This window comes from Qipengyuania marincola (assembly GCF_029688625.1).
Lineage (GTDB): Bacteria > Pseudomonadota > Alphaproteobacteria > Sphingomonadales > Sphingomonadaceae > Qipengyuania.
Genome location: NZ_JARULC010000001.1, coordinates 847,614 through 864,739, shown reverse-complemented (window position 1 = coordinate 864,739; position 17,126 = coordinate 847,614). Strand labels below are relative to the sequence as shown.

Here is a 17,126-nt window from a genome sequence, read left to right as displayed (position 1 = left end):
TGCGCCCCACTTAGCGAAACGGACGCGGCGTGCAAGGCGCGCGGCCTCGACAAATGCTGCAAATATCCGAATACGGTGATGCATGACATGCATCCTCCTCACCGGCTCGTCGCGCGGGATCGGCGCTGCGGCCCGAAAGCTGCTCCAGGGTCGCGGCGCGACCGTCATCGGCCACGCGACCGGCAGCGACCACCCGGCAACAATCGCCGCAGATTTCACCGACAATGAGGCGCCGCAGCGGCTCTGGCAGGCAGCCCTCGACCAGGCCGGCGGCACCATCGACGTACTGGTCAACAATGCCGGCCTGTTCGATGCCAATCCGCTCGACTGCGAAGATGCCGAATGGCTGGCGGCGTGGGAAGATACGCTGCGCATCAACCTGACTGCCGCAGCACAGCTAAGCCGCTTCGCCGTGCGCCACTGGCAGGAACGCGGCGCCAAAGGCGCACAGGGCGGCGGCCGGATCGTCCACGTCGCCAGCCGCGCGGGCCATCGTGGCGATTCCCCGGCGCACTGGCACTATGCCGCGGCGAAGGGCGGTATGCTGGCCATGCACAAGACCATTGCGCGCCAATATGCGAGCGAAGGCATCCTCAGTTTCGCCATCACACCCGGCTTCACCGATACGGCGATGGCGGGCGATTATCTCGAGAGCCGCGGAGGACCCGGCCTGCTCGCGGACATTCCGCTCGGCCGCGTCGCCGAGCCCGAGGAGATCGGCAAACTGATCGAATTCTGCGCGCTCGATGCGCCTGCCAGCCTGACCGGTGCCACACTCGACGCGAACGGGGCGAGCTATGTTCGCTAGGCCTGTGGCCTTGCTGCTGCTCGCCGGGTGCACTTCGGCGCAGACAGCCCAGCCCGCGGCAATGCCCGCGCTCCTGCAGGCTGGCTTCTCTTCCACGCAATTCGCCGAGCAATGCGAGCCGTGGGACGAGTGGGACAAGCCCGCTCCACCGTTCCGCATTCTCGGCAACAGCTGGTATGTCGGCACTTGCGGAATCGCCTCGATCCTGATCGCCGATCCGGCCGGACATGTACTGATCGACAGCGGAACCGAGACAGGGGCCGAGGTCATCCTCGCGAACCTGCGCACCATCAGCGTCGAACCGACAGACGTGCGGTATATTCTCGCCAGCCACGAACATTTCGACCACGTCGGCGGCCACGCGGTGCTGGCTGAAGCGACCGGAGCGGAAATCGTCGCCTTGGCCGAGGCCGCGCCCGTGCTGGAAAGCGGCAAGGTCTCGCCCGACGATCCGCAGGCCGCTGCCGGGCATCCGAACATGACGCCCGTCGCGGTCGCGCGCATTGTGGCCGACGGTGAGGTGCTGACACTGGGCGACATCTCCATCACGGCCCACGCCACGCCCGGCCATAGCCCGGGAGCAACGAGCTGGACCTGGACTGCCTGCACCGGCCCGGAGGAGCCACCGGTGTGTCGTCGTCTCGCCTATGTCGACAGCCTCTCGCCCGTCTCGGCGGACAGCTATCGTTTCGGTGATCATCCCGATGTGGTCGCGGCCTTTCGCGCCAGCCTGGCAAAGGTCGCCGCCCTGCCTTGCGACGAATTGCTGACGCCGCACCCTTCCGCGAGCCAATTAATCGAGAAGCTACGCAGCGGTTCAATCGCCGTGGCGGGCCAGTGCCAGGCCTATGCCCGCGCGCTGGGCGAGCGGCTCGACAAGCGCCTCGCCGAGGAGGCAGCGAGTGACTGACGGCTGGAAGATCTACGCGGAGTGCTCGAAGGATCGGGCCAAGGCAGCGCTGGTCGCGCATGAGGAGGATCTCGACTGGCCAGCCGATTGGGTGGTGACCGGGATGGAGGTCGCGGACCATCTGCCCGACGAGTGGACCTTCGAAGTCTATATGGACCGCAAGCCCAAGGCAGCCGACAAGAAACGCGTGGCGGCGCTGTTCGAAGGCGATGTGCCTGAGCTGGTTGTCGAGAAACTGCCCGATGCCGACTGGGTCGTCGAGAGCCAGAAAGGCGTCGATCCGATCCGCGCCGGGCGCTTCCATGTCCGCACGCCGGAGCACGCGGCCGACCCCGAACTGGTCGATTTCGTCATCCCCGCCAGCCAGGCCTTCGGCACCGGTCAGCACCAGACCACCGCTGGCTGCCTCGCCATGCTCGACCTGATGAAGCGCGAGGGCGTCGTCGCGCGCAATGTGGCCGACATCGGCACCGGCACCGGCCTGTTGGCCTTCGCCGCGCTGCACCTGTGGCCCAATGCGAAAGCCACCGCCTCGGACATCGACCCGGTCTGTGCCGGCGTCGTAGCCGACAATTGCGCACTCAACGGGGTGCGACAGGGAGCCGGTTCGGGCACGCTGACCATGGTGATCGCTGACGGCATGGCCGATCCACTGCTCGACGCGCGCGGGCCTTACGATCTCTTCATCGCCAACATTCTCGCGGGGCCGTTGGTCGAGCTTGCGCCCGAATTTGCCGCAGCGATGACACCGGGTGCGAACCTGTTGCTGGCAGGTCTGCTGGAAGCGCAAGAGCTGCAAGTCCGCCGTGCCTATCGCGCGCTCGGCTTCCGCCTTGCGCGGCGGCTGGTAAACGGCGACTGGTCCATCCTTTGGCTACGCAAGAGCCGCGTGCGGTGAAGCCCGTGCTGCGCTGGCTGGCGTGGCTGCTGGGCGTGCCTCTGGCACTCGCCGGCCTCTTTCTGCTGGGCGCATGGATCGGCAGTGCGATACCGCGCAATGGCGACTGGACCGAGCCTGCAGACGGTGTCGAAATCCTTATCGAGACCAACGGCATTCACACCGGCATCGTGATGCCGCTGGTCACCGCGCAGAAGGACTGGCGCACCGCCTTTCCCGCCAGCGATCTGGGCGAGCCCTACCGTCCCTACACCCATGTTTCGGTTAGCTGGGGCGAGCGTGAGGTTTTTCTCAACACGCCAACCTGGGGCGACCTCAGCCTGGCCACCGCTGCTCGCGCCGCAACCGGTGGCGAGGGATTGCTGCATGCAGCCCATTATGTCCGCCCTGCCCCGGCTAGCGACATCCGGCCCTTGCGGATCAGCAAGGATGAATATGCCAGGCTGGTCTCCGTCATCGAGCGCCAGGTCAAACCCCCGGGCGAGCGCGCCGTCTATCCGGGCTATGCCGGTTATGATGTCTTCTATGCAGCGCCCGGCACTTATCACCTCGGCAGAACCTGCAATCAGTGGACGAGCGATACGCTGGCCGCCGCCGGCATACGCACCGGCTGGTGGACCCCGCTTCCCGGCGGCGTGATGAAATGGGTCCCCCCGCTGCCCTAGGCTGCCGGAATTGAATACTCGGCCTCGTCATAGGCCACCAGCGCAGCGACGACTTCGTGCATCATCGCCATTCGCGCCGGCGTCGGTTGCCGGGTCCGCCCGATCAGCACGGCTATGCCGTATTGCCGTCCCGCGGGCGAGGTGATCACGCCGACGTCGTTATAGCCTGACTGCTCGCCATCGAAGAACTGCCCGGTGCCGGTCTTGTGCGCGATGCTCCACCCCGGCGGCAACCCACCCTTCAGGCGGTTGGGACCACTGCGGGTTTCTTCCAGAGTATCGAGCAGGAATTCGCTGGCGAGCGATGACAGCAGCTCGCCGCGCACCAGCCGCGCCATGGCTTCGGAGATGCCAACGGCAGTCGCGCCGTCGACCGGATCCGCGAGGTAGCCTTCGAATGCCACGCGCCGCAATGTATCGGGCACCCCGTCGCGGGCCTCGAAAAAGGCATTGCCGCGGCTATAGGCCTGGTTCCAGTCCAGACCGGCAATCGCGCTCTGCTTGGTCCGCTCGTCCGCGCCGAAGCGGACTTCGTCGATGTTCCTGTCATCGAGGAACTCCTCCACCTCCTCGGGCCCACCGATACGGCGCAGGATGGTATCATTCGCAGTATTGTCGCTGCGGGTGAGCGCACGTTCGACGAGGTCGGCATAATCGGTGCGATAACTGCCACGCGTGCGCACGATCTCGCGGATCGGCTGGTAGAACAACGTCAGGTCCTGCGGTCCGATCACAACCGGCTCCATGAGGTCCAGGTCACCCTCTTCGGCCTTGTGCAAAGCCGTCATGGCGACCCACAGCTTGCTGACGCTCTGTTGCGGCAGAAGCTCGTTGCCATTGGCTTCTATCGTCCTATCGGCGGCGACATCGGTGATTGCGATACCGACTTCGCCGTCGAAGCCTTGTGCAATTTCTTCGAGCCTTCTTTCGAAAGCCCGAGCGGCAGGGGAAAGCGCCGGTTCGCTTGCCGGCTGCGCGACGGTGGACATGAGCGGCGCATCGCCACCGTCATCGTCGCCGGTCACACCTGCTGCGAGCATCAGCAGGATGGCCAGCGCAAATATCGGTAAGAACAGGAAAAGAAATCGAAAAGCGTGGGTCACATCTGGCCAACGCCAACCGTGCCGATCGGGTCCGAGAAACCTCAGGCGAGCTTGGCCTCGGCGGCCGCTTCGCCGGGCAGCGCCTTGCCGGTCTGCAGGAAAGCGCGGACCTGTTCGCTGAACATCAGCCGGCCGTTCGGGTAGTGCTTTCGGTGGATGGCCATCAGCCGGTCGAGATGGTGCTCGCCCAGCGATTCCCGAAAGGCCGGCACCAGCGCGCTTTTGCCGAAATGCGGGCGGGTTGCGGGCTCGTACTGCAGCACCAGCCGCTGCAGCCGCTCCAGCCAGCCGTAGTCGCGTGGATCGGCAAACAGGTCGATGGCGGCGACCGGCCCTGCGTGGTTCGCCGCGAAAACGAGGTCGGACGAGCCGGTCAATTCACGCACGCTGATGACCCCTTTGAGGAAGAAGCCCAGATCACGCAGATTGTCCGCTTCCAGCATGATGAATTTCACTATGGCCGGAGCCTTGTCCAGCGGGACGAAGAAGGCGAGATTGTATCCGGTATAGGTGGTGGAAAAGCATCCTCGCAGGATGTTCGGCGCGCGGTCCTTGGCCTGCCCCTTCTTCGGGTCATAGAGATAATCGAGATCTTCCGGGTCGGTTGTCGTTCGATCGACCTGGCGCACATCCAGCCGACAGATGAAGCGTTGGAGGGGCCGCCGCAGCTTCGGCACCCAGCGATCGAGCCATTGATAGCGGCCGATGATGGCGCGGGCGAAGGGCGCGAAGAAGCCGCCTCCCTTCTTCTCGCTCTGCGCCTCGACCCTGGCGTCGCAAGGCGCCAGCGTGTGCAGCATCATGACCGGATCGTCCGGATTGGAATAGGGCAGGACACACCAGTTCGATGCAATCGTACCCTGCTGCAAATCATGCAGGGCCGACAAACGATCAACGTAACTGGTCGATATGAACGCTTCGATCGGGGCGGTCTCGAGCTCGAGTTCGACGATCGGAGCGATCGTCCCGAAGGACAGGGCGACATAGGCAAAATCCGGCTCGCCCCTGGCAACCCGCACCCGCCGGCCGCTATCGTCGAGGAAAGTGACAGCCGTGACCGCATCCGCCATCACGCCGCGCTCGCCAAAGCCGTGCGTGCCGGTGGCCAGCGCACCGACCACGGTCTGCTTCATGTAATTGCCTGAGTTGAGCAGCCTGCGCTTGTGGCGAAGGAGGAACAGCTTGCATTCTTCGACCGTCACCGATGCGCCGATTCTGGCTATGCCAGTCGCCGGATCGAAGGCGGTGATGTGGAGGCCGCCCTCCTCCATCATCATTGCCCGGATATTCGGCACGATTTGCACCCCGTTGTAGGAGTGCGAGGTGCCGACGCAGCTATAGCAGCCCTCTGCCATGTCGCCGGCCAGCTTGGCCTCGTCCGCGGGAATGCGTGCGTCGGCATCCGCGCGGTAGACGTGGATCCACGACGCGATCCGCCGCTTGCCTTCCGTGCCCGCCTGTTTTTCCAACATGCGCTGTTTACGACCGCGCCGGATTTCCTCGATCATGTCGCCGCCCCCCCGATGACAATAATGACAATTTTACGAAGAATATCAGCTTGCAGCAGCCCGTGCGAGGACAGAAGCGACATCCGGTCGGTGCCGGAACGGTCGGCATCGGGAACCACCAACGCGCTCGCCCACTGACATGGCGAACCTCAGCAATTCAACGGGACACCAAATGGCTAAGACTCTTCTCATCACCGGAGCATCCTCCGGCATCGGCGCGGCAACGGCGCGCGCAGCCGCCAAATCGGGCTGGAACGTCGCCCTGCTGGCGCGGTCGCAAGACAAGCTCGAGAGCCTGGCACACGAAATCGGCGAGAACGCGCTCGCCCTACCCTGCGATGTGACCGACCGCGACGAGTTGCGCGACGCGATCGGCAAGACCGTCACGCGCTTCGGCAGCCTCGAGGCGGTTTATGCCAATGCCGGCAAGGGCGTCGATGCGGCCGGGGTCGAAACCGGCGACCCGGACGAATGGCACGACATGATCCACCTCAACATTCTCGCCGTGCTCTACACCGCGCATGCTGCCTTGCCGGAATTGCGCAAGACGAAGGGCCATTTCGTGGTCACCGGATCGAAGGCCGGGCGCGACCACCTCAAGGGATCGATCTACGGCGCGACCAAGTGGTTCGTGCAAGGCTTTGCTGGAAACCTCGCCGAAGAAATGCGCGAATGGGGTGGCCGCTGCACCGTCATCACGCCTGGCATGGTCGACACGCCATTCTTCGACGAACCGAAGCCCGGCAAAATCCAGCCGGAGGACGTGGCCGATGCAGTGGTATTCGCGATCGAGCAGCCCGCGACGGCCGCGGTGCGCGAGATCCATATCATGCCGAACGACTGATCAGGAATCGAGCGCCTGTTCGAGCGCGACCAGTGCGGCGCGGGTGAAGGCTTCCATATTGGCAATGCGATCCTCGCTGCCCGTTTCGGTCACGACGACATGTTCGAATCCGTCCGGACCGACGATGGCCACCACGCTGCGACCGGCCGGCGCGCCGCTGGGATGGCTCGATCCGCCGACCGATCCGCTCTCGGCGATGCCCCACTCGGCACCGAAATTGTCACGGATCGCGCGCGCTTGCAGCATCGCATATTCCTCGCTCGCCCCGCGCATGCCGGCATAGGCCTCTCGCGGGAGGGCGAACAAGACATCGCGGGCGCGAAAGGAATAGACCACCCCACCCCCGACGAAGAAATCGAGCGCGCCGGGAACGGTCAGCAAGGATGCGGCAATCAATCCGCCGGTCGCGCCATCGGCCACCGCAATTTTTTGTCCGCGCTTGCGCAAGGACGTTGCAATCTGCGTGGCGATAGGGTGCGTGGTGCTCAGCATGGGCATCTGGCTATGCTGGAGGCGCCGATTGCTCAAGTGGCGAAAAAGTGCGGGAGACGGCCGAAGCCATCCCCCGCAGTCTGAATGGCTCGTTCAAAAGCCTTTCGGGTCGCCAGAACGGAATTAGCAGGTCACGGACACCTGTCGCCCCCCAATTGGGTTGGAAACGGAGCGGATTTGCGAATTGACTGCGCCGGTTGTCACTTCGCCGCCGCAGCGACGATCGCGGCCCAGGCGGCTTCGTCGATCACGTCGATGCCGAGCTCGGCCGCCTTCTTGAGCTTGTTGCCCGCGCCCGGACCAGCGACGACCAGATCGGTCTTCGCACTGACCGAGCCGCTTGCCTTTGCGCCCAATCGCTCGGCCTGTGCCTTGGCCTCGTCGCGGCTCATGGTTTCGAGCTTGCCGGTGAAGACCACTGTCTTGCCGGCCACTTCGCTGTCCAGCGTCTCCACTTCGTAGCGCGGCGGCGAGACTTGCGAGAGGATGTCGTCCCACACCTTCGTGTTGTGGTCTTCGTGGAAGAAGTCCCCCAGAGCCTCGACTACCGCGCTGCCGATCCCATCGATCGAACTGAGTGCGGCGGCAGCTTCTTCGTCACCCGCATGCGCCCTTTCCGCCGTATCGCGGAGGACTGGAAGCTCGTGAAAGTTCTTCATGAGATCGCGCGCCGTGACCGCTCCGACATGACGAATGCCGAGGCCGAAAAGCAGGCGGGCAGCATCTGGTTCGCGCCGCGCCTCGATGCTTTTCAACAGATTGTCCACAGATCGCTCCTTCCAGCCCTCGAGCGCGAGGATGTCCTCGCGCCGGTCTTTCAGGCGGAAGATGTCGGCAGGGCTTTCGAGCCAGCCGAGCGCGAAGAACTGGTCGATGGTCTTCTCCCCGAGCCCATCGATATCGAGCGCGCCGCGAGAGACGAAATGCTTGAGGCGCTCGGTGCGTTGGGCAGGACAGATCAAACCGCCGGTGCAGCGCACATCGACCTCGCCCTCTTCGGCCACCGCCTCGCTGCCGCATTCGGGGCAGTGGTCGGGAAAACCGAATGGCTCGCGGTCGGCGTCCGGCGTGAGGTTTTCCACAAGCTGTGGAATAACGTCGCCCGCGCGCTGGACGACCACCCGGTCACCGGGCCGCACGCCCAGCCGCGCGATCTCGTCGCGGTTGTGGAGCGTGACATTGGTGACCGTGACGCCGCCCACCAGCACCGGCGCCAGCCGGCCGACGGGTGTCAGCTTGCCCGTGCGTCCAACCTGGATGTCGATGCTCTCGAGCGTCGTCTCGGCACGCTCCGCAGGAAACTTGTGCGCCAGCGCCCAGCGCGGCGCCTTGGCGACGAAGCCGAGCCGCCGCTGGTAGTCCAGCCGGTCGACCTTGTAGACCACGCCGTCGATCTCATAGGGCAGGTCGGGCCGCGCCTTGCCGATCGTCTCGTAATGCGCGAGCAGGCCCGCGAGATCGTCGACACAGGTGAATAGCGGCGAGATCGGGAAGCCCCACTCGCGCAAGGTCTCGACCACGCCGTGTTGCGTCTCGCCCGGCACGTCCGACGCCGCGCCCCAGCCATGCGCCCAGAAGCGCAGCGGGCGCTCCGCGGTCACGCTCGCATCCTTCTGTCTGAGCGAGCCGGCCGCCGCATTGCGCGGATTGGCGAACAGCTTGCCATCCGCCTCTTGCTGCGCAGCATTGAGCGCAGCAAAGGCCTGTTTTTCCATATAGACTTCGCCGCGCACCTCGAACACATCAGGCGGATTGTCGGTCGCCAATTGCTGCGGGATGTCGGCGATGTGCGCGACATTCGGAGTCACGTCTTCGCCCACCTGACCATCGCCCCGCGTTGCCGCGCGTACCAACATGCCCTTCTCGTACCGTAGCGAGCAGGACAGCCCGTCGATCTTGTCCTCCGCCGTGAATGCCAGTGGGGCATCCTCGTCCAGCGCGAGGAAACGCCGCACGCGCGCGACCCACTCCGCGATCTCCTCGTCCGAAAAGCCGTTGTCGAGGCTCATCATTCGAACCTCGTGCGTGACCTTGCTCAGCGGCGAGGCAGCAATCGCATGCCCGACGTTCTTCGACGGCGAGTCCGCGCGCACCAGATGCGGAAACGCTTCCTCCAGCTCGGCATTGCGCCGCACCAGCGCATCATATTCCTGATCGGTGATCTCTGGCTCATCCTCGGCATGATAGAGCCGGTCGTGCCGCGCAATCTGCTTCGCCAGCCGCATCAACTCGTTGGCGGCCTCGGCTTCGGTAGGCTTGGTTTCGCTGATCATCGAAGAATCATTGTCTCGCTCGGGATGCCCGCCCTACCCATTACACATCGCGGATGGGCGCAACAGGGGATGGGACATGCTACGCGAGCGTGATGACGTGCCTCACGATATCCATGAAACACCCGCCGTCTCGATCGACCATCCGCCGGGGATCGGCCGCATGATATAGCCCTGCCCTTCGCCGCCCATATTGGCGAAGACCCGCGCGCCTTCGGCCACGCAGCGGCTGCGCCCGTCGCACTCGAGCCGCGCGTCGACGAAGACTGCCGGGCTGTCGTCATCACGCAGCACGACGCCGCCGCCGTCCCAGCGGCACATAGGGGCGGCAAAGACATCGGTGAAGCGGTCGGAAAGGCGCGCCAGTATGGCGCCGTCCACTTCCCGCAGGCACGCAGGCCGGTTGTGGAATCCTTCTCCCTCGCGAAGGCCGCCGATCATATGCGCGAACAACGCCTCGCGCGGGTCGTCGATGCCGAGCACCTCCGCCGGCTCGGCACCGCTGCCCTCCGGACTGTTCTTCACGCTATCGAGAAAGCTGGGTGCAGGCGGCGGTGGCGGAGGCGGCGGCGCACGCGTATCCGGAGAGCCCATCGGTTCGATAGCGACGCGGGTCACGCTTTCGACACTGTGCACCTGGACCGCTGGACGATCCGCACACTCCTCCGGTACCTCACCTTGGACAAAATTCGCAATCGGCGCTGCGGGCGGAAGGCCACCACCTCCGCCGACGATGCGATCGCCTTCGCTGGCCTGCAGCCCGGATGAAAACTGCACCGCCCAGCCCTTGACATCATCTTCGATTATCCGCGTCCCATCACCCCAGACGATCAACGCCTGCTCCGATCCGGTGTCGAGTAAAAGACATAGACCCTCCCTTCGCAACGCGCCGGCGGTGATCGCCTCCATCCCGCCCAGGCCTTTGCCAGTGAGAAGGACGGGCAGGTCATCGTACGGCTGGTCCGCAGGCAGCTTGCCTTCGGGAACGGTCGGGGTTGGCGCTGTGCCGGGGTCCTGGCAGGCCGCGAGGACCAGCGTCACACAGCCGAACGCGATCCGCGCGGTGGTTTGCAGCCCTGTCACGTCACCACGATGTCCAGTTCCTCGCGCCGGATGCGCCATTCCCCGTCGCGAAAGCGCATGCGATAATAACTCCATCCGTGCTGGCCGTTGGCAAAATAGCCGCCCCAGCCAAGGCATTCGTCCGGCGTCTCGCAGGTGAAGTCGTTCACGTCGAAGATCGCCGCCGGAACCCCTGTGTCGGCAGCGATAATATCGTTGCCCCTCGTCTTGCACCGCGTCAAAGGCGACAATCCCGGGAAACGTTTCAGGAGTGCCAGTTCCTTTTCCGGTTCAAGCGGCAACCTCTCGGTAATTCCGCTCGCCACGCTTGGTCGCTCTTGAGACGCGCAAATAACCTCGTAAGGCCGACCTCTCTGCGCAAAATACTGGCCTAGGCGGTATTCGAGCAGCGCAAGTCGTGGCGTATCGATATCCTCGTAAAAGCCGGTTGCGAAGGCGTCAGGCCCTGCTTCGTAGCGTGGCAGTTCGCGCGCGCAGGCCGAGAGAACGAGCAGGCAAAGCGAACCAAGCATTATGCGTAAAGCGACCATGCAAAGACAAACGCGCAAACTTTCGTCGAGTGCCCTCAAACCCCCTCCAGCAGCCGGTCCGCCTGCGCCCGTGCTTCGGGCGTCACTTCCGCGCCGCTGAGCATGCGGGCGATTTCTTCCTGCCGACCCGCCTCGTCGAGCAGGGCCACGCTGGTGCGGGTGACCGTTCCGTCGGAGCTTTTGGCGATCATGTAGTGCGTGCGCCCGCGCGCGGCGACTTGCGGGCTGTGGGTCACGGCGAGCAATTGACCGTCCGCCGCCAGCCGTGCAAGGCGTTCGCCGATCGCGCTCGCCACTGCGCCGCCGACGCCGCGGTCGATCTCGTCGAAGATGATCGTGGCCGCGCCGCCCTTCTCCGCGAGCGCGACTTTCAGCGCGAGGATGAAGCGCGACAGCTCTCCGCCGCTCGCGATCTTGGCAAGCGGGGCGAAATCGGCGCCCGGATTGGTCGAGATCAGGAACTCGACGGTGTCCATGCCCTGCGCGCCCCAGCGCTCCTCGGGCAATTCGGCGACGGCGGTCTTGAAGCGCGCCGCATCGAGCTTGAGCGGCGCGAGCTCGCCCGCCACCGCTTCGTCGAGCCGCATGGCAGCGGCGACGCGCGTCGCATGCAGCGCCTCGGCCTCCGCGCGATAGCGCTGGCCCGCATCCTTGGCCGCAGCCTCCAGCGCATCGAGTTCTGCTTCCCCACCCTCGATCGAGTCGAGCGCGGTGCGGAATTCGCGCATCTTTTCGGGAAGCTCGTCGACCTCGCAGCGATGCTTGCGGGCGAGCGCGCGCAATTCGAAAAGCCGCGTCTCCGCCGCGTCGAGCGCCTGCGGATCATGGACCAGGGCTTCGGCGGCGGCCTGCAGCTTGTCTTCAGCCTCGCCTGCCTCGATGACTGCGCGATCGAGGGAGGCGAGCGCATCGGCGAGCAGCGGATGCTCGGGCGCGATCCGGTCCAGCCGACGGGCGGCCACGCGCAGCGCAGCCAGCGGCGAATCCGAACCCTCCCAGATGTGCCGCAACTCATCGAGATCGCCTGAGAGTTTCTCGCCCTTCTGCATGTCCGCCCGCGTTTCGGCGAGACGTGCCTCCTCACCCGCCTGCGGTTCGAGCGCGGTCAGTTCGGACAGGTGCGCGAGCAAAAGGTCCTGATCCGCCTTGGCAGTCTCCACCGCCTCGCGCGCCTCGGCCAGCGCCGCTTCCGCGTTCCGCCACTTGCTCCATGCCTGCGCGACACGCGCCGTATCGGCATCCGCAAAGCGATCAAGCAGCGCCCGGTGTCCGCGCGGGTTCACCAGCCCGCGATCGTCGTGCTGGCCGTGCAGCTCCACCAGATGAGCTGCCATCTCGCGTAGCAAGCCAACGCTGACGCCCTGGTCGTTGACGAAGGCCTTGCTCTTTCCGTCCGCCTTCAGCTGGCGACGCAGGATCAGCGGCTCGCCTTCCTCCACCTCGATATCGGCATCGTCGAGCAATTCGAAAAGCGGCGCGGGCAGCGCGGCGAATTCGAAGCTGGCGGTAACACTCGCCTTGTCCTCCCCAGCGCGCACGAGCCCGCTATCGGCGCGATTGCCCAGCACCAGGCCGAGCGAGTCCAGCAGGATCGACTTGCCCGCCCCGGTCTCCCCCGTCAGCACGCCGAGGCCGCGCCCGAAGTCGAGGTCGAGCGCTTCGATCAGCACGATGTTGCGAATGGCGAGCCGGGTCAGCATCGCCGCCGTGCTTAGCGCAGGCCGCAGGCCGCGTCACGATGGCAGGCGGCGGGGCTGTGAATTAGTGGGCCACGTGCGAGGCTTGCCAGCGGTCGGCTTCGGTCTCGCCGCCCACACTCCAGGAAATGAGCTCGAAATCGTCGATCGCGATCGGTTCGAGATTGCCGCCCGAATTCGCGGGAACGAAGCGCAGGATCGGCCGGAAGGGCCTGGCATGGCCGTCCGCTTCTTCGGGTCTGACGAAATCGAAGCTGATGTCCTGCCAGTTCGCGGCTGCGGGCACATCGCGAACCTGAAGGATTTCGCCGCGCCAGCGCGCGCTGGGTTGGGCGCCTGCATAAGGCCGGTCCTTGATGCGCAGCTCCACGCGTGTTGCCACCGGGAGCAAAACCCTTGCCCTCAATGTATAGGCACCCGCCGGCACATCGCGCAGGTAAGCATGGGTGAAAAGGGCGGGACTGGATGCGGCCTTCTCGGGCCGAAGCACAGCATGGGCCTCGCCGTCCGACATCACGAATTCGAGGCCCGCATCGTCGCTCATGAGGGCGCGTTCAACGGCATCATCCTGACGCGCCATGGTGAAATCGCCGCGTGCGATTACATCGCGACCGAGGCGCACGCCCTCACAAGCGGGGGCGAAACCGGCGAGCTTGAATTCGCCCTCGCTCCGCCGATGGCAGGGACCGGTCAGGCCGCCTCGCTGGTTCGCATAGACCACTGCATGGCCGCCGCTCATCGCGAGCCGGGTCCCGCGTTCAGCCGAAAAGCCGAACAGGCGGCGCAGCACGCGTTCGCGCATCGCACCCACAGCGGGCACGGGGCGATAGTCGACGACGCCGACGGGCACGAATTCCGCCCGCAGGAAGCGACCCTTCTCCAGTATCGCGCGGATCGCATAGGTGACGTGGGTGCGAGGATGCTGTTGGTCGAACAGGAAGTTGCCGATCGATGGCGCGACCAGCGCCTTGCGATAGACTTCTACTCCCATGACCAGATGCGGATGATGGCCGATTGCCAGCGGCGCGCCCTGCTCCACCGCCTCGCGCAGACGGCCGATGGTCGTGGCGCTGGGACGGTCGATATATTCCGCCCCGCCGTGATATTGCAGCACCGGCACATTGCGCAGCTTGCGTTCGCGCTCGACGCTGCGCCGGACCTGGCCACGCGTGCCGAATGCTGCACCACCCTTGTCGGCAGTCGCAATCTGGTGCGCTCCGTTCGATCCCTCCCAGCCGACAAAGCCGAGCAGGGCCAGCGAGGCTTTCCCGATGTCGAGCCGCGTCGCACCGACTGCCTGCGCTTCGTCGTGTCCCGCCCCGGAGTATGCGAGCCCTGCCTGGTCGAGAGCGGCAATTGTCGAGGCAATCCCCGGTTCGCCGTAATCATAGATATGGTTGTTGCCGAGCGTCACATAGTCCACCCCCGCGCGCTTCAGGGCATGCGCCAGTTCGGGAGGCGAGAAGAAGGTGATGCTCTTGCCGGGAAGCGGTTCACCCGGCGCGCTGTCGGCCAGCACGGTCTCCAGATTGACCGAAGCGAGGTCGGCGCTTTCCATGTATGGCCGCATCGGCGCGAGCAGCCGGTCGAGATCGGCCGCCAATGTCTCGCGATAAAGCAACTGGCGCTGGCCCGATGGCGGCTCGAAGTATCGCCTGCCTGCCATCGTATCGCCGCCGAAGAAAAGCTCGATGCGATCCTTCGATCGCGCGACGACCTCGATCGAAGGGATGGCGAGGCAGCTGCAGGTCTCGTCGCGCAATTCGGCCGTGGCAAAGGTCTGTATCGCGGCAAAGATGCCCGGCCCCGTGATCTCTACGCGGTAGGTCGGCGCGAGTGCAAAAGTCCCGCCGAAATGTCCGTCCGCCGCGACGCTTGCGGGTCGACCGTTGATCGAGACCGAGACTCCGGCAAACTCAAGCCGGTCGCGCCGCCCGTCGAGCATGCCGGTGATGGCAATCTCGCCCGGTGCAATGATCGCTCCGCCGACCAGTGCCTCGTCAGGATGCGCGGCGATCGGCTGGGCGAACAGCAATGCCGAAGCGGCAATCGAGGCAGACCGGACCCGGCGAAACATGGCGCTGGCCGTAGCGCCCGGATGGAAAAAATTGCGTTAACCGCGCAGGCGGGGGGCTTAGCTCGCCGTGGCGCTGGGCGCGTGCTTCTGCACGAGCTCGTAAGCTTTCTGATACCACTCGTTGCCCGGATAGTTCGCGCCCAGAACGGCGGCATATTTCACCGCCTCGCTTGGGATGCCCAGGGCGAGGCTGGTCTCGGTGAGGCGATAGAGCGCTTCGGGCGCATGGCTGGTGGTCTGGTAGTTGTCGACCACGTTCTGGAACCGGATCTGCGCGGCAATCCATTTGCCCGAACGTTCGTAATGCCGGCCGATCTCCATTTCCTTGCCCGCAAGATGGTCCTCGACGAGGTCGATCTTGAGCCGCGCGTCGGCGGCATATTGCGTGGTCGGGAACCGGCGATTGACTTCCTGCAGCGCAGTGAGCGCCTGCTCGGTAATCTTCTGGTCGCGCTGCACATCGCTGATCTGCTCGTAATAGCTGAGCGCGATCAGGTAATAGGCATAGGGCGCATCCTTGTTGCCCGGATGGATCGACAGGAACCGCTGCGCCGAGCGGACCGCCTGGTTATAGTCTTGCGCGACGTAATAGCTGAAGGCGCTCATCAGCTGGGCACGGCGGGCCCAGGGCGAATAGGGGTGCTGGCGCTCGACCTCGTCGAACAGGGCGGCGGCAAGCTTCGCATTGCCATTGTCCAGCCGTCGCTTGGCTTCGCGATAGAGCGTCTCGACGTCACGCGCGACATAGGCGGTGGTCTTCAGATCGTCGCCGCCGTTGCGCGAGCCGCAGCCCGCGGTGAGGACGCTGGCACCGGCGACGAAGCCGGCGATGAGGAGTTTGCTCTTGGAATGCGAAGCCGTGGTCATGTCGAGGCCTATAGCCAGCGCCCTGCTGAACGCCAAGTGAAGTTCGCCTCCCTGTCCCCGGAGCGGCTAGCCGCCGAGGCCGGTAGCTTCTTCGGCAATCGCCGCGGGAGCATCCCATAGCAGATGCCGGGTCTCGAGCGGCACGAGATTCGCCCCGCGAATGATTTCGCCCTTCGTGCGATAGCCGAGCAGCTTCTCCGCCTCCGCTTCCGGATTGCTGACCAGAACGCGAATTTCCTCTGAGGTGAAATCGCTGAGGCCGCGTGCGCGCTCGACCCCCTGCTTGTCGTAGATGTGCAGCACGTCGCCGCGGGTGAAATCGCCATCCATGGAAATGATGTCTTCGCGCCGGACGGCCCGCTTGCGCTCGGCCATGGTATCGAAAACCGTGTCCTTCACCACTACGCTGCCCGCCATCTGCAGGCGATTGGCAATCCAGCTGTCCCAGCCGGACAGCGGGTTCTCATGCGCGATGATCTTGGTCGAACGGCGCTCGCCCGACAGCACGGCCGAGAGCGGGCGGTCGACTTCGCCTTGGGCGATCCAGGTCGTGCAGCCGGCTTCCTGCGCCATATTGGCCGCTTGGAGCTTCGTCGCCATGCCCCCGGTGCCGAGCGTGCTCTTGCCCTTGGTCGCTTCCATATAGTCCGACACGTCGGTGACCTCCGGCACGAATTGCGCCTCGGGATCGTCGGGGTTGCGATCGTAGAGCCCGTCGACGCCGGTCAGGATCACGAGGTCCTGCGCCCCGACCATCTGCGCCACTTTGGCTGCCAGTCGGTCGTTGTCGCCGACCCTGATTTCCTCGGTGGTAATGGAATCGTTTTCGTTGATGATCGGAACGATATCCGCCTCGAGCAGGCGGTGGACGGTGTTGCGCGTGTTGAGGAAGCGGCGATGGTCCTCGAAATCGCCGAGCGTCAGCAGCACCTGCGCGATCTCTATTCCGTATTCGTGGCCCACCTGCTTGTAGGCATTGAGCAACAGGGGCATTCCGCACGCTGCCGCGGCCTGCTTGTCGGAAACGCCCGCGGTTTCGGGCGTTTCGCCGACCATGCGCAGGCCCAGTGCAACCGAGCCGGAAGAGCAAAGGATAACCTGATACCCCTGGCTACGAAGGCGCATCACGTCTTCCAGCAAACGCTGGAGAAAGCCGAAGCGCGGCGTCAGAAGGTCTTGATTCGCAAGGAGAGCTGAACCGATCTTGATAACTATGTTTCGTTTTTCAGTCACAAATAGAAACCCATGTGGCTTGAAATTTTCGCGTCATAGTGTAGATATGATTGCTGCAGCGCACAAGCCGATTTGCCAAATTTTTTGACTTGGCGCTTTCCGGATAAGTTGTCTTCGAATTTTGATCTTAATTCGGATAAT

The 17,126-nt window shown here is 64.7% G+C and carries 15 protein-coding genes; 5 read left to right on the top strand and 10 right to left on the bottom strand.

Annotated elements, in window-relative coordinates; all coding sequences use genetic code 11:
* The first annotated feature begins 82 nt into the window (after positions 1 to 82).
* The 4 genes from P8Q88_RS04300 to P8Q88_RS04285 are packed head-to-tail and all read left to right on the top strand — an operon-like array spanning position 83 to position 3,281.
* A complete protein-coding gene (locus P8Q88_RS04300) occupies positions 83 to 808 on the top strand; it encodes an SDR family NAD(P)-dependent oxidoreductase (protein ID WP_278322582.1) in 726 nt (241 codons plus the stop codon).
* A complete protein-coding gene (gene bla, locus P8Q88_RS04295; protein WP_278322581.1) occupies positions 798 to 1,718 on the top strand; it encodes a subclass B3 metallo-beta-lactamase in 921 nt (306 codons plus the stop codon). Before P8Q88_RS04300 ends, bla begins: the two co-directional genes overlap by 11 nt.
* Complete coding sequence (locus tag P8Q88_RS04290) at positions 1,711 to 2,616, top strand: 50S ribosomal protein L11 methyltransferase (RefSeq protein ID WP_278322580.1); 906 nt, start codon at positions 1,711 to 1,713, stop codon at positions 2,614 to 2,616. Before bla ends, P8Q88_RS04290 begins: the two co-directional genes overlap by 8 nt.
* The gene (locus tag P8Q88_RS04285) at positions 2,613 to 3,281 is read left to right on the top strand and encodes a TIGR02117 family protein (RefSeq protein WP_278322579.1); all 669 of its coding nucleotides are present in this window, start codon (positions 2,613 to 2,615) and stop codon (positions 3,279 to 3,281) included. The genes P8Q88_RS04290 and P8Q88_RS04285 overlap by 4 nt, the downstream gene beginning before the upstream one ends.
* On the opposite strand, the gene P8Q88_RS04280 is transcribed toward P8Q88_RS04285, so the two are convergent.
* On the bottom strand, positions 3,278 to 4,384 hold the full coding sequence (locus P8Q88_RS04280) for a serine hydrolase (protein WP_278322578.1): 1,107 nt from the start codon (positions 4,382 to 4,384) through the stop codon (positions 3,278 to 3,280). The genes P8Q88_RS04285 and P8Q88_RS04280 overlap by 4 nt on opposite strands.
* 41 nt (positions 4,385 to 4,425) lie before the next feature.
* On the bottom strand, positions 4,426 to 5,892 hold the full coding sequence (locus P8Q88_RS04275) for an FAD-binding protein (RefSeq protein ID WP_278322577.1): 1,467 nt from the start codon (positions 5,890 to 5,892) through the stop codon (positions 4,426 to 4,428).
* 172 nt (positions 5,893 to 6,064) lie between these two features.
* On the opposite strand from P8Q88_RS04275, the gene P8Q88_RS04270 reads away from it, so the two are divergent.
* The gene (locus tag P8Q88_RS04270) at positions 6,065 to 6,736 is read left to right on the top strand and encodes an SDR family oxidoreductase (RefSeq protein ID WP_278322576.1); all 672 of its coding nucleotides are present in this window, start codon (positions 6,065 to 6,067) and stop codon (positions 6,734 to 6,736) included.
* Here P8Q88_RS04270 and P8Q88_RS04265 read toward each other — a convergent pair whose 3' ends face one another.
* The 8 genes from P8Q88_RS04265 to proB form a co-directional block, all read right to left on the bottom strand.
* On the bottom strand, positions 6,737 to 7,234 hold the full coding sequence (locus P8Q88_RS04265; protein ID WP_278322575.1) for a CinA family protein: 498 nt from the start codon (positions 7,232 to 7,234) through the stop codon (positions 6,737 to 6,739).
* Positions 7,235 to 7,428: 194 nt separating this feature from the next.
* A complete protein-coding gene (gene ligA / locus P8Q88_RS04260; protein ID WP_278322574.1) occupies positions 7,429 to 9,501 on the bottom strand; it encodes an NAD-dependent DNA ligase LigA in 2,073 nt (690 codons plus the stop codon).
* Positions 9,502 to 9,603: 102 nt separating this feature from the next.
* A complete protein-coding gene (locus P8Q88_RS04255) occupies positions 9,604 to 10,581 on the bottom strand; it encodes a hypothetical protein (protein WP_278322573.1) in 978 nt (325 codons plus the stop codon).
* The gene (locus P8Q88_RS04250; RefSeq protein WP_278322572.1) at positions 10,578 to 11,093 is read right to left on the bottom strand and encodes a hypothetical protein; all 516 of its coding nucleotides are present in this window, start codon (positions 11,091 to 11,093) and stop codon (positions 10,578 to 10,580) included. The genes P8Q88_RS04255 and P8Q88_RS04250 overlap by 4 nt, the downstream gene beginning before the upstream one ends.
* 53 nt (positions 11,094 to 11,146) lie before the next feature.
* Positions 11,147 to 12,811 carry a DNA repair protein RecN gene (gene recN / locus P8Q88_RS04245; protein WP_278322571.1) on the bottom strand — a complete coding sequence of 555 codons (1,665 nt, stop codon included), beginning with the start codon at positions 12,809 to 12,811 and terminating at the stop codon, positions 11,147 to 11,149.
* Between the two features lie 61 nt (positions 12,812 to 12,872).
* Positions 12,873 to 14,885, bottom strand: coding sequence for a CapA family protein (locus P8Q88_RS04240; protein ID WP_278322570.1), 2,013 nt, complete (start codon positions 14,883 to 14,885; stop codon positions 12,873 to 12,875).
* A gap of 57 nt (positions 14,886 to 14,942) precedes the next feature.
* Positions 14,943 to 15,752, bottom strand: a complete 810-nt coding sequence (locus P8Q88_RS04235; protein ID WP_278322569.1) for an outer membrane protein assembly factor BamD — start codon at positions 15,750 to 15,752, stop codon at positions 14,943 to 14,945.
* Positions 15,753 to 15,818: 66 nt separating this feature from the next.
* The gene (proB, locus tag P8Q88_RS04230) at positions 15,819 to 16,985 is read right to left on the bottom strand and encodes a glutamate 5-kinase (protein WP_278322568.1); all 1,167 of its coding nucleotides are present in this window, start codon (positions 16,983 to 16,985) and stop codon (positions 15,819 to 15,821) included.
* Positions 16,986 to 17,126 lie beyond the last annotated feature (141 nt).